The 12,765-nt window shown below is 40.7% G+C and carries 11 protein-coding genes; 5 read left to right on the top strand and 6 right to left on the bottom strand.

The window, feature by feature from the left end:
* Positions 1 to 112: 112 nt before the first annotated feature.
* From PL8927_RS23000 to PL8927_RS23010, 3 genes are all read right to left on the bottom strand, one after another.
* A complete protein-coding gene (locus tag PL8927_RS23000) occupies positions 113 to 1,801 on the bottom strand; it encodes an NAD(P)H-quinone oxidoreductase subunit 4 (RefSeq protein ID WP_083625791.1) in 1,689 nt (562 codons plus the stop codon).
* A 371-nt stretch (positions 1,802 to 2,172) separates the two neighbouring features.
* Complete coding sequence (gene ylqF / locus PL8927_RS23005; RefSeq protein WP_083625792.1) at positions 2,173 to 3,009, bottom strand: ribosome biogenesis GTPase YlqF; 837 nt, start codon at positions 3,007 to 3,009, stop codon at positions 2,173 to 2,175.
* A 134-nt stretch (positions 3,010 to 3,143) separates the two neighbouring features.
* The gene (locus PL8927_RS23010) at positions 3,144 to 3,560 is read right to left on the bottom strand and encodes a universal stress protein (protein ID WP_083625793.1); all 417 of its coding nucleotides are present in this window, start codon (positions 3,558 to 3,560) and stop codon (positions 3,144 to 3,146) included.
* Between the two features lie 305 nt (positions 3,561 to 3,865).
* On the opposite strand from PL8927_RS23010, the gene PL8927_RS23015 reads away from it, so the two are divergent.
* Positions 3,866 to 5,062 carry a phosphoglycerate kinase gene (locus PL8927_RS23015; protein ID WP_083625794.1) on the top strand — a complete coding sequence of 399 codons (1,197 nt, stop codon included), beginning with the start codon at positions 3,866 to 3,868 and terminating at the stop codon, positions 5,060 to 5,062.
* A gap of 78 nt (positions 5,063 to 5,140) precedes the next feature.
* Here the strand turns inward: PL8927_RS23015 and PL8927_RS23020 are convergent, their stop codons facing one another.
* Positions 5,141 to 5,803 carry a DUF2290 domain-containing protein gene (locus PL8927_RS23020; protein ID WP_083625795.1) on the bottom strand — a complete coding sequence of 221 codons (663 nt, stop codon included), beginning with the start codon at positions 5,801 to 5,803 and terminating at the stop codon, positions 5,141 to 5,143.
* Positions 5,796 to 7,922, bottom strand: coding sequence for a DEAD/DEAH box helicase (locus tag PL8927_RS23025; RefSeq protein ID WP_083625796.1), 2,127 nt, complete (start codon positions 7,920 to 7,922; stop codon positions 5,796 to 5,798). Before PL8927_RS23025 ends, PL8927_RS23020 begins: the two co-directional genes overlap by 8 nt.
* 292 nt (positions 7,923 to 8,214) lie before the next feature.
* On the opposite strand from PL8927_RS23025, the gene PL8927_RS23030 reads away from it, so the two are divergent.
* Positions 8,215 to 8,493 carry an AbrB/MazE/SpoVT family DNA-binding domain-containing protein gene (locus PL8927_RS23030; RefSeq protein WP_197047522.1) on the top strand — a complete coding sequence of 93 codons (279 nt, stop codon included), beginning with the start codon at positions 8,215 to 8,217 and terminating at the stop codon, positions 8,491 to 8,493.
* Positions 8,494 to 8,501: 8 nt separating this feature from the next.
* Complete coding sequence (locus PL8927_RS23035; protein ID WP_083625797.1) at positions 8,502 to 8,948, top strand: PIN domain-containing protein; 447 nt, start codon at positions 8,502 to 8,504, stop codon at positions 8,946 to 8,948.
* A 243-nt stretch (positions 8,949 to 9,191) separates the two neighbouring features.
* Here PL8927_RS23035 and PL8927_RS23040 read toward each other — a convergent pair whose 3' ends face one another.
* On the bottom strand, positions 9,192 to 9,419 hold the full coding sequence (locus PL8927_RS23040) for a hypothetical protein (protein WP_083625798.1): 228 nt from the start codon (positions 9,417 to 9,419) through the stop codon (positions 9,192 to 9,194).
* A gap of 287 nt (positions 9,420 to 9,706) precedes the next feature.
* On the opposite strand from PL8927_RS23040, the gene PL8927_RS23045 reads away from it, so the two are divergent.
* A complete protein-coding gene (locus PL8927_RS23045; protein WP_083625799.1) occupies positions 9,707 to 10,276 on the top strand; it encodes a (2Fe-2S) ferredoxin domain-containing protein in 570 nt (189 codons plus the stop codon).
* A gap of 486 nt (positions 10,277 to 10,762) precedes the next feature.
* A complete protein-coding gene (tkt, locus tag PL8927_RS23050; protein WP_083625800.1) occupies positions 10,763 to 12,751 on the top strand; it encodes a transketolase in 1,989 nt (662 codons plus the stop codon).
* Positions 12,752 to 12,765 lie beyond the last annotated feature (14 nt).

The following is a 12,765-nucleotide window of genomic DNA, read 5'->3' on the forward strand; positions in this document are numbered from 1 at the left end:
TTTGTGTCTTTGTGTCTTTGTGGTTAAACCATCCCCAACCCTAACTATAAAATAAGCGATCGCCTTTTTCAATAAAAGCGATCACTTATTCTAAAAGAAACCCGGTTTCTGTCTATTTCAACATTCCAGAAACCGAAGCCACTTCCGGTTTAGCAATTCGAGGAGCCATAAACCCTTTCGCATACAAATCAGGATTGGCTTTGGCAACTTGAGCATAAGAATCCCGCATCTGACTATTGAGGGCAACGGTTTTGACATCATAAACCTTCGTCACCATCTTAGGATATAACCCAATCCCCACAATCAATACCAGGAAACTCGCAGCAATGAAGACCTCACGGGGTCTAGCATCACTAAAGGTGGCTTCTGTAGGTAACACGCAACTGGTTCCAAAACACACCGCCTCATCCTCACCGGAGTTTTGTGAACCTGTATCACCCAACATACAAGCCGGAGCTTCACCCGTTGCATAAAAGAGTTGACGCAGCATGGAGAGTAAATAAATCGGGGTGAGAATTAATCCCACAGCAGCCAGCGCCACAATCACCACTCGGAAGGTTGAGCTATACATATCGCTGGTGCTAATCCCAATAAACACCAACACTTCACTAGCAAAGCCACTCATCCCCGGTAATGCCATAGATGCCATCGCTCCGGCGGTAAACAGAGTGAAGACTCTAGGCATCGCCTTACCGATATAACCCATTTCATCCAAAGCCAGAGTATGGGTGCGGTCGTAGGTAACACCCGCCAGGAAGAACAGCACCGCCGAAATTAAACCGTGAGAGATCATTTGTAACAATGCTCCACTCACCCCAATATCGGTAAAAGAAGCAATTCCCAGTAACACAAATCCCATGTGAGACACCGAGGAATAGGCGAGGCGGCGCTTCATATTCGATTGGCCAAAGGAGTTTAAGCCCCCATAAACAATATTGACAACCCCTAAAATTGCCAGAATCGGTGCAAAGTAGATATGGGCATCGGATAGCATTTCCATATTCACCCGAATCAGACCATATCCCCCCATTTTTAATAACACCCCAGCCAGAATCATCGAAACTGGAGCCGAGGCTTCACCGTGAGCATCGGGGAGCCAAGTGTGTAGGGGGAAAACAGCCAGTTTCAAGCCAAAGGCTATTAATAACCCGGCATACATCAAGAGTTCTAGGGTGAGGGGATAATCCTTCAGACCCAGTTCCACCATATCGAAGGTTAAGGGGCCACCACCATAGAAAGCCATTGCTAAGGCAGCCACCAAGATAAATAAAGAAGCAGCGGCCGTATAGAGTAAAAATTTAGTCGCGGCGTAGCGACGTTTTGGCCCGCCCCAGATAGAAACTAATAGATACACTGGAATTAATTCCAGTTCCCAGACAATAAATAGAAGCAGCAAGTCTTGAGCAACGAACACCCCGATTTGAGCCGAATATAGCAACAACATCAGGAAGTAGAACAGACGCGGTTTTTGATCAACCTGCCAAGCTGCAAATATAGATAGAGTTGTGACTAATCCCGCTAGAAGTACCAAGGGAAGGGAAATCCCGTCTACGGAAACAGCCCAGTTTAAACCCAACTGAGGCGCCCAAGCAAACTTTTCCACCAGTTGGAAATTTGCACTGCTGGGGTCGTAATACTTCCAGAAGACATAGCACATTAATAATAAGTCCGCGATGCCTACACCTAGGGCATACCAGCGCAACTGTTTGCCATTTTGATCGGGCAGCACAGGAATTAGCACTGAAGCAAGGAGTGGAAATAGGACTATCGTGGTCAGCCAGGGAAATTGATCCGCCATCATGATAGTAAGAAAAAATACTCATCTGTGAATGATTGCATTGTACTAAACTTTGTAACGATTTGTATATGAATTTTTACGCGGGATAACAATTGACTAAAATCTATGTATATTTTTTTATCGATAGGGTTTAATCAATTGTTAAGATAAAATCCGATTACATTTGATAATTTCCCGCCTCAAAATCAAACCTGGTATAGATGTGAATTCTATTTAAAAACCCTACTTAACCTCTGTAGGGTGCGTAAGCGATCAGCGCACGCACCACCAACCCTAATTGTTGTATATTATTAAAATAGGGCTGTCTTATTTTGATCAGCAACTTCTGTGCTATCAGCAAATGTCATGGCTATCAACTCATGCTTTAATAAAAACTAACGATTAGGTGGTAACTCCAAAGCAATATTGCCTAATAACCCCTTGCGAAAATCATTTAACATTTGACGAGCAGTACGTTCGGTATCCCCTTTATGTCTATGTTCTGCTAACTCCTGTAAATAGATATCTCCACTAAGAGCCTTAAATTCTAATTGATAACGAGACGCTAACAAATGCTGTAAATTCAAATCTTGCAAGAACTCTATTAACGCCACAGCCACTTGTTGATTTTCATAGGCTGCTTCCCCAATATCCTCACAAATAGCTAATTTTAACGCATCCTCTTGTTTCTTAATTTGAGTCGGAATTACCCCCGGCGCATCCAATAATTCCAGAGTCTCAGAAATTCTCACCCATCTTAACTGACGAGTTACCCCCGCCCGTCTAGCACTGTCCACAATTCGCCGATTTAATAACCGATTAATTAATGCCGATTTTCCCACATTCGGAAACCCAATCACCACCGCCCGCACTGGACGGGGTAACATCCCGCGTGAGGCGCGTTTTTCATTGATTTGTACCCCTGCCAATTGGGCAGCCTTCGCCACCGCCTCCACTCCATTTCCCAACTGAGAATTTGTAAAATAAGCGGTTTCGCCCTGTTGCTGAAACCACTCTTCCCACTGTTTGCGAATATAAGAGGGAATCATATCCATGCGGTTAATCACCAGCACTTTTGTTTTACTCCCCACCCACTGCGGAACTTGAGGGTGATGGGTCGCCAGAGGAATACGAGCATCTCGCACCTCCATGATCACATCCACCCGCTTTAGTTGTTCCATGAGGGTGCGTTCTGCTTTAGCAATATGACCGGGATACCATTGGATAGACATAGGTTAAGAGTGGGGGGTCTGTTGACTGTTGACTGTGTACAACAGACGTGCCATGGCACGTCTCTACTGACTGTGTACAGACGTGCCATGGCGCGTCTCTACTGACTGTATCTCCCCCGACACCTGACACCCCATTAAGGAACAATCAGAACAGGACAGGGAGATAAATTAATCACGCGGTTGGTGACACTATCGGCGGCACCTTCTTCAGTAAGACCCGCCCCTCGACTACCCATGACGATTAAATCGGCATTGATTTCATCGGCAACATCACAAATCGTAAACGCGGGTTTTCCCTCTCGTTCTAGGGTTTGGGCCTCAATATCATCCTTAGAAAACAGGGCTTTAGCCTCTTCTAGTAAGTTCGCCACCGCTTCCGGGGACGTCATTTGTTCAGAATGGGGTTGAGGCTCTGGAACCTCTGCATCGGGTTCCACAACCGCCAGAACATACAGACTAGAGTGATAGGTTTTGACAAGATTTGTCACAATTAAGGCCGCTTCGTGGGCTTCACGGCTTTGGTCAACAGCAAATAAAATGGTTTTAAACATAATCGCGGATCTGATAAATTTACGCGCTCACATTTGAGAACATTGTCTGACAATGAACCCAATGAAACAATAGTAATACCATCATTCTTAACGGTAAAAGAGGGATGCAAAATATTCAACTAAGCTCAGTGAATATTTTTTTATCTTTTGCTCCGAGACACGGACTTCGGTAAAATGTTTACGGTGAACGATGGGGTGGTAGACTTCATGGGGTTGACAGACAGCATCAAACTGTCCAAAACCTGACCAATTCCACCTAAATTTAATCGGATTCAGACAAGAACACATCCTAGGAGGATAATCCTGTGTCCAAAAAAACTGTAGCAGATTTATCAGCATCCGACTTAGAAGGTAAACGGGTGTTAGTGCGGGTTGATTTTAATGTTCCTCTTGATAAGGGTTCAATTACCGATGATACACGGATTCGTGCGGCACTGCCGACGATCCAAGATTTAACCTCCAAAGGTGCTAAAGTTATTTTAACCAGCCACTTTGGTCGTCCTAAAGGGATAGACGACTCCCTGCGTTTAACCCCTGTGGCAGCCCGGTTATCGGAATTGTTAGGTAAACCTGTAATTAAATGTGACGATTGTATTGGGGATGAAGTCGCCCAAGCCGTTTCTCAAATGCAAAATGGGGATGTCACCGTATTAGAAAATGTCCGTTTCTATCCCGAAGAAGAAAAAAACGATCCTGAATTTGCTAAAAAATTAGCTTCTGTTGCCGATTTATATGTTAATGATGCTTTTGGAACTGCCCACCGTGCCCATGCTTCGACTGAAGGGGTAACGCATTATTTGCCTTCTGTGGCGGGTTATTTAATTGAAAAAGAACTCCAGTTTTTACAAGGTGCTATTGAAGAACCCCAACGCCCTTTAGCTGCCATTGTAGGCGGTTCTAAAGTGTCTTCTAAAATTGGTGTAATTGAAGCCCTTTTAGATAAATGCGATAAATTGCTGTTGGGCGGTGGAATGATTTTCACTTTCTATAAAGCTCGCGGTTTAAATGTGGGTAAATCTTTGGTGGAAGAAGATAAACTGGAATTAGCTCGTGCTTTAGAAGCAAAAGCCAAAGAGAAAGGCGTGACCTTCCTGTTACCGACCGATGTGATTGTTGCGGATAATTTTGCGCCCAATGCCAATGCTGAAACTGTTAGTATTAATGATATTCCTGATGGGTGGATGGGGTTAGATATTGGCCCGGATTCAATTAAAGTCTTCCAAGAAGCGTTAGCCGACTGTAAAACGGTGATTTGGAACGGCCCTATGGGGGTTTTTGAGTTTGAGAAATTCGCGGCTGGGACAAAAGCGATCGCTTTAACTTTAGCAGATTTAACCAAAACAGGCACGATTACCATTATCGGTGGGGGTGACTCCGTTGCGGCGGTTGAACAGTTGAATTTAGGCGAACAAATGAGCCATATTTCCACCGGAGGTGGCGCCAGTTTAGAACTGTTAGAAGGTAAAGTATTACCCGGAATTGCCGCGTTAAATGACAAGTAATTTTAGGATCATTTAATCCGAACTGTAGGGGAAATGGCGGTGTCATTCCCCTACTATTTTTTGTGATTCCAACCCTGACTATATTACAATATTGATGTGCAATAGCTTCTTTTCAGCATCAGTTATAGTTTCAGAAAAAAGATTTTGAGAACTGGGAAATTTATCGGTAAATTTTTTAAATGCTGTATTATAAAAACTACGCAAAATCAAAGACATGAAGGTAAGAGGTGTAATTGGAGAAGAAACAGGTATCCTACAGTTTTTGAATTGCCCTAGAGTTAAATGGCATTTAGGATGGTCTATTTCTTGATAATTTTTAGGATCATAATCAAGTCTAATGGGTACAGGTAAAATATTTTTAGCTATTATATCGGCATAAATTTCATCCATTTCATACATTTCAGATTCGTTTTGAAATGCCTCTAAGTTAGGGGATGGAAAAAACGCAAGACGATGTGAAATTAAACTAGAATTTTCATAAGTATAAAGAAATTGTATTAAAGCCCCATCAATCATTTTTATATTATAGTTTTTATTTTTATTTAGTTCGTTATATATTTCTGCATATTCAACATTTTTTAATGCTATGGAAATATCTTGCATACCCGAATATGCAATTTTATAAATGTTATTAGGAAATCGTACACATGAAGGAAAATTCTGCTCCTCTGATAAACCAGTTTCTATTAATTGTGTCGTTAAAGTTTCAATTTCTTTATAAATAACTTGAGAACTAATCATTGTTAATTAAAATATCTTTTAAAGTATCTAACATTTCTGGTGGCAAATCTTCTTTTTGAATCTCACCTCGCTGCAAATCTTCAATTATTTCTTGTAAACTATTTCTGGTTTTAGCTATTTTTTCACGTCCTTTGGTACTCATATCTCTATTAATCAAATTCATTTTTCTACGTTCTTCTTCAGAAGGATAGGTAAATTCAAGAGCAAAATTTTTATTCTTGACTCTGTTAAATTCATCTTCTAATCCCACCATTAAAGAACCATAACCTAAAACTCTTAACCACGCTTTACTTCTGGTCATTGCTGTAAATAAGATGTTTCTTTTTCTGGCAAGTTCTGAACCAGAATAGCATTCATGAGCATCTATGAAATAAATCATAGCAGCTTCATTGCCTTTAGCTCTGTTGATACTCGTAAAAGTAATAGCTTCTTCACTAAAGAATTCATCTGGTTGAGTGGTAACACCAGCTAAGTTAGAGTTTATACGCTTCTCAAAAAGTAAAGCTCTAATTTTCCCTACCGCCGTTTTAGTCGTTCGTGGGTTAGAATGAATAACCATTATATCATCATACTTTAACTCATCTTCCGTTATATTTTTTTCTATTTGCTCCACTAACCACGTAATTTGTTCTTCGTTAGTTCTGAAAGTTTTAAAAATTATTAAATCATCAATCGGTGAATGAGATTCTAAAAATTTTGGACTTGTATTGCTAGTCCTCGAAAGTTTTACAAACTGTCCATCTTCTAGCTTGCCCTCCTTAACTTCATAACCAATATCTCTCCATAATCCAGCATATTCAAACATTTGGATTAGCCCTTCAGTTCTGTAAATACCAAACCCTAAAGCATGAGCAGATGTTAAAATGGGGCGAGAGTTTCTATAACATTTTTCTAGTATAATATCTTGTTTGGGTTCTCCTTGGATATTCTGAAGTTGAACAAAGGGTTTACCATGAACATTTTTTCCAAAGATATCTTCTGGTGCTTCCATTGTTTTCTTATTAAGGCTTTGTAGCTCATCATAAGCATAGACTAATCGTTTCGGATTTTTCAAGATTTTATAGCAAAGCTGTAAAAAGTATTTAGAAAAATCTTGAGCTTCATCTATTAGTATTGCATCATAATACTGCTCAAAATTTTTTATTTTTATTAGAGCTTCATAACAAACAGCATCAAATTCTTGACCTGATTGATTTGTTATTATCATTCTTGCCGAACTGAAATCTCTATATTCAATATTATGTTTTTTACAAATTTCATAATAGATTCCTTCTATAGAAGGGCTACCCCAGGCATGAATAATTTTAACTTTATCCCAGTCTGGTTCTTCATTTATATGTTCAATAGTAAATGTATTAATTAATTGCTTAAACTGAGCTTTTAGAGAACGAGTATTAAAAGTGACTGCAATATTCCAATCAGGGTGTTTTGCATGAAGATAGGCAACTTTAAGAGCAAGAACTATCGTTTTACCTGAGCCAGCAAGACCTCTAATTCTCTGTACACCTTCAACAGTTTCAATAACAGCAGCACTTTGGTTTCTATCTAAGTTAGCGATAGAATCTTCCAATTTCTGAAGTTTTGCACCTTTAGAGTTTTCATTTTTAATATAAGTACGATTTTTCTTTTTCCGTATAGTTGTTATAGCTTGTATAACCGAGTTGAGTTTTTCAAAGTATTCTTGATTTTCCCAAATTTGAGAATTTAAGTATGTGTTAAGCTCTGACTCATTCAAAATGATTGGATAATCTTGATTTACACTATCAGGTTTACTACTTAAAGCTGGTGCAAAAGTAGTAACTCCAATTTCTACCATAAGCTTCCTTTTATGAGTAAGAGACTTATGTTGAAGTAGCTTTGCTTGAACTTTAGTAATACTCTCATCTTGAACTTCTTCTATATTTATGTTGATGTTATTACCTTCAATAATATTAAAAATTACAATACCGTGTTGTTTAGATACTAGGAGAGCATCAATTTGATAACCTCCCTCAGAAGTACCTATAATTGGGTATCCGAGATATAAAGTCCCATCAATATCGGATTTGTTTTCAAAGTATTCAGCCAATCTCTTGGATGAGACTGGTTTATCTACATCACCTCGAATAACGTTAACCATAAGATGTTTATGTATAAAGGTTGAAGGATATATCTATAGCAAGCCTAAATCATTTGTATCATGGCTAGGCTGACGGGGTAAGGGTTTGATCTGGATTTGATTAGTATAACTCAATTAGGCTTGCTATATATTATCCTTTGATGTAGCAAAGCGATGTAGAACCTTGAGAAACAATCATTACCCTACAGCAAGTTCTGTATACTGTCGCGCATGATAAGCTAGTACAATGTTTTAAGCTATATTTAATTTTAGATCTACAATAGTAAAGTCAACCTAAATTATAATATATAATATGAAAGCAACAGATATAAATATTAAACAAATTCCTATTGTTTTAGGACGAAAAGGAGAAATTACCATTCCCCAGGTTGTACAAGATTCCCTCAATATTAACGAGGGAGATAATCTGATATTACTGCAAATCGGAGATTTAATTGTACTGACACCTAAACAACCTCAAGTTCCTCAACTGATTGATCAGATCGCAACTCTGATGGAAAATGAAAATGTCAGTTTGACTGATTTATTAGCAGGTTTGGAAGCAGAGCGAGAAATGATTAATCAGGAGTAGCATTCTGGATGCGTAGGATATTTGCGGATACGAGTGTATTGATTGCGGGGTCTGGATCGAGAACAGGAGCTAGTCGTGCTGTACTGACAATGGCAGAAATTGGTCTGTTTAAGCTAGTAGTATCCGAGCAGGTTTTAAAGGAATGCGATCGCAATTTTCGCAAAAAATTACCTGCGGCTTTACCAATTTTTACGCAACTTTTGACTGCTATTAACCCAGAAATTCAACCTGACCCCTCACCAGAAGAATCAGCACGCTGGATAACGATTATTGAAGCTAAAGATACTCCCATTTTAGCATCGGCTGTTTTGGCAAATGTTGATCGTCTATTGAGCTTAAATACAAAAGATTTTACAGCCGAAGTTGCTATCGGGAGTGGTTTAATCATTCAAACTCCAGCCGAATTTATTAGAGAAATTCGAGAAATTGTAGAAAAGGGTTTATTAAAACCATAATTTAGCAAACAAAAGAAAGATAATCGAATATTCCTAATTTTAGGATTTTTTCAACTTCCTTAACCCTCTGTTCGTGGCACGTATTACCGCAGACGAATTCTTCTCTAATCAGTATAATACTGCTAAAGTTTGTCTGTTGATCAAATAACACCAACAAAGTTAATTGAACACTTCACTCGCCTGATGTTAAATCCCGCGAGTGAAGATGTTCATCCTGTAGACGTTTATAACTCCCAGACTTGTTCAGTGAGTTTCATGATTGACTTTTTCTTCCTCCACCCGACTCAGCATAGCTTCCTGGAGATGGTGATCATGCAAACGGTCTTGAACCAATAACTCCCGTGCGTGTTCCTGAGTTTGTTCCATCGCGTTTTCTTCTTCCCCGACACGGTTTCGCATAGTTTCCTGTAAGTGTTCTTGGTGTTGACGATCTTGAACCAATAGTTCCCGTGCTTTGTCTTGCATACTCATGGTTAGATTCTCCTAGTCCTGTTAAGTATTTCTCTATCTAAAATTTTTACATAATTTTAGTAAAATGTATCGTAAGTAACAGAAATTTTGAGAAACTTAATATTTTAGATCTTGATTGATTTCTTAATAATTTTTTTCGATCTATCTATTGAGAATCCTTTTCAGTTAAGTTATACTGACAACCATTGGCTCCAGGATAACATCAAAGCCATTATCCCTAAGCTTCTCCCTCGTTGTTATTGAAAATAGATTTCATTTGATTGTTAACCTTTATTTACAACAAAATCATGTGTAAATCCCAGAAAAACCATACAGAATTCAACCTGACGGGAACTATCCAAACCGTTTGGAGCAAAGATGGAAAGCCTAAAGCCATGACTCTGCTGACTTCTTTAGGATTATTGTTAATTAAACTTTCCAAACAAGCCAGAACCCTAGGGATTTCTGATTTAGCTCCCGGTCATCAGGTACAAGTGATCGGTCAGAAAAGACAAGATTTGAAAACCGGAGCGATTAAATTAAAGGCTGATCGGGTGCTTTCGACTTCCCAAGCGATATCAACTCTAAACTCATCCTCGATAACTGCCCTCGAACCTCCACAAAACCCTGCGGTTAAACCTGCAAAAATCTTAGTTTGTCAAAAATCCGCTTGTCGTAAACGGGGAGGTGATGATGTTTGGGAGGTATTGCAACAAGAATTAGCTCAACGGGGGCTTAAAGATCAAGTCACGATTCAAACAACAGGTTGTCTGAAAAGATGTAAATCTGGCCCTCATCTGGTGATGTTACCCGATAAAACCCGTTATAGCAAAGTTGAAGCCAAAAAAATTTCCGCGTTGATTGAGCAACATTTGTGAACATAAGAATAAATAATAGATTCAGGACTATTTGTTTTGAATTTTAAAAGAATCCGAGAAAAATCGGATTTTTTATTGAAAATAGTTGGCAACTACTTGACGAAACCATCGGGGTTTGAGGTATACTAGAAAAACCTCAGCCAAGGGGTTATTGTGACTATAGGCAAAAATAAGAGTCGAAACCCTTAAAAATCGTTGAAGATTGAGAAGATTTAATCGGTTTATCGCTACTGCGACGCACGAGTTTTTTGAAGAAAAAGTCAAGCCCCAGGTCAGGGTATTGACAAAATTGATAATTTATGTATAGACCCAAAAATTGACTTTGACTCAAAATTAAAAATTGGGTTGCTTGCGTGTCCCAAGTGGTGAGATGATTGAGATGCGGTCTAAGGGTAATTCCAGAGCGACTTATGGCATAGAATCACTTGTTGAGATTCTGACCAGAAGCGCTCACGCACTCACTAAAGTTTACAGATAACAATAATTATGGCTTCACTTGAAGAACTTTGCATAAATTCGATTCGCTTCCTGGCCATTGATGCCGTAGAAAAGGCAAAATCCGGCCACCCTGGATTACCGATGGGTGCTGCGCCGATGGCATTTGTGCTGTGGGATCGGTTTATGCGGTTCAATCCCAAAAATCCTAAATGGTATAACCGCGATCGCTTCGTACTCTCCGCAGGTCATGGCTCCATGTTGCAGTATGCCCTGCTGTATCTGATGGGATACGATAGCGTTTCCTTAGACGATATCAAAAACTTCCGTCAGTGGGGTTCTAAGACTCCTGGCCACCCGGAAAACTTTGTCACAGCCGGGGTAGAAGTCACCACTGGCCCCTTGGGTCAGGGAATTGCCAATGGGGTTGGGTTAGCAATGGCCGAAGCCCATGACGCGGCGACCTTCAATAAACCCGATGCCAACTTGGTAGACCATTATACCTATGTGATCTTAGGGGATGGTTGCAATATGGAAGGCGTTTCGGGTGAAGCGTGTTCCTTAGCCGGACACCTGGGACTGGGTAAATTAATTGCCCTCTACGACGATAACCATATTTCCATTGATGGAAATACCGAGATTTCCTTTACTGAAGATGTCAGCAAACGGTTTGAAGCATACAACTGGCACGTTCAGCACGTTGAAAACGGCAACACTGATTTAGATGGAATTGCGGCTGCCATTGCCAAAGCCAAGGAAGTCACCGATAAACCCTCTTTCATTAAAGTCACCACGACCATTGGCTATGGTTCTCCTAACAAACAAAACACGGCTGGAGTTCACGGAGCCGCTTTAGGGGGAGATGAAGTAGCAGCGACCCGGAAAAATCTGGGTTGGGGCTTTGAACCTTTTGTCGTTCCCGATGATGCCTTAGCTCATTTCCGTAAAGCCGTTGAACGCGGGGCGAATTTGGAAGCCGAGTGGAATCAAGTTTGGGAAACCTACAAAACCAAATATTCCCAAGAAGCCGCAGAATTTGAACGCCGGATCACGGGTAAACTCCCCGAAGGTTGGGAAAAAGCCCTCCCAACCTTTACCCCGGAAGAAAAAGGCAAAGCCACCCGTCAATATTCCGAAGGATGTCTGAATGCCTTAGCTCCCGCTATCCCCGAATTAATTGGAGGTTCAGCCGACTTAACCCACTCCAACTTAACGGAAATGAAGGGCTTCGGCAATTTCCAAAAAGGACAATATCAAAACCGTAACCTGCGTTTCGGTGTCCGAGAACACGGAATGGGTGCAATTTGTAATGGAATTGGTCTGCATTACTCTGGGTTAATTCCCTATTGCGCGACGTTCTTAGTGTTTGCGGACTATATGCGGGCGGCCATTCGTTTATCCGCCTTATCAGAAATCGGGGTGATCTATGTGATGACCCACGACTCCATCGCCCTTGGGGAAGATGGCCCTACCCACCAACCTGTAGAAACCATTGCCTCCCTGCGGGCTATTCCTGACCTGTTGGTGATGCGTCCGGCTGATGGAAACGAAACCTCTGGGGCCTATAAAGTCGCCGTTGAAAATCGTAACCGTCCCACATTGATCGCCTTAACTCGCCAAGCGTTACCGAACTTAAAAGGTAGTTCTATTGATGTGGTCAGCAAAGGAGCTTATGTTCTGTCTGACTCGGAAGGAACTCCCGATTTAATTCTGATCGCAACGGGAAGCGAAGTGTCTCTGTGTGTGGAAGCCGCCGAAAAATTAACAGCCGAAGGCAAGAAAGTTCGGGTGGTTTCTATGCCCTGTTGGGAACTATTTGAAGAACAAGATGCGGCTTACAAAGAATCTGTGTTACCGAAAGCTGTAACCAAACGGTTAGCGGTAGAAGCTGCCAGCAGTTTCGGTTGGCAACGTTATATTGGCGATCAAGGCGACATGATCAGTATTGATCGCTTTGGTGCTTCTGCTCCCGGTAACGTGTTGATGGAGAAATTTGGTTTCACCCTGGATAATGTTTTAGCCAAAGCTAAAGCGTTATGAGGCTAAACCTTAAT

The sequence above is a fragment of the Planktothrix serta PCC 8927 genome (assembly GCF_900010725.2).
Lineage (GTDB): Bacteria > Cyanobacteriota > Cyanobacteriia > Cyanobacteriales > Microcoleaceae > Planktothrix > Planktothrix serta.

Excerpts from the sequence above, each read along its gene's own strand:
- PL8927_RS23000 (WP_083625791.1), bottom strand. The coding sequence starts at position 1,801 with ATGATGGCGGATCAATTTCCCTGGCTGACCACGATAGTCCTATTTCCA.
- ylqF (WP_083625792.1), bottom strand. The coding sequence starts at position 3,009 with ATGTCTATCCAATGGTATCCCGGTCATATTGCTAAAGCAGAACGCACC.
- PL8927_RS23010 (WP_083625793.1), bottom strand. The coding sequence starts at position 3,560 with ATGTTTAAAACCATTTTATTTGCTGTTGACCAAAGCCGTGAAGCCCAC.
- PL8927_RS23020 (WP_083625795.1), bottom strand. The coding sequence starts at position 5,803 with ATGATTAGTTCTCAAGTTATTTATAAAGAAATTGAAACTTTAACGACA.
- PL8927_RS23025 (WP_083625796.1), bottom strand. The coding sequence starts at position 7,922 with ATGGTTAACGTTATTCGAGGTGATGTAGATAAACCAGTCTCATCCAAG.
- PL8927_RS23030 (WP_197047522.1), top strand. The coding sequence starts at position 8,215 with ATGAAAGCAACAGATATAAATATTAAACAAATTCCTATTGTTTTAGGA.
- PL8927_RS23035 (WP_083625797.1), top strand. The coding sequence starts at position 8,502 with ATGCGTAGGATATTTGCGGATACGAGTGTATTGATTGCGGGGTCTGGA.
- PL8927_RS23040 (WP_083625798.1), bottom strand. The coding sequence starts at position 9,419 with ATGAGTATGCAAGACAAAGCACGGGAACTATTGGTTCAAGATCGTCAA.
- PL8927_RS23045 (WP_083625799.1), top strand. The coding sequence starts at position 9,707 with ATGTGTAAATCCCAGAAAAACCATACAGAATTCAACCTGACGGGAACT.
- tkt (WP_083625800.1), top strand. The coding sequence starts at position 10,763 with ATGGCTTCACTTGAAGAACTTTGCATAAATTCGATTCGCTTCCTGGCC.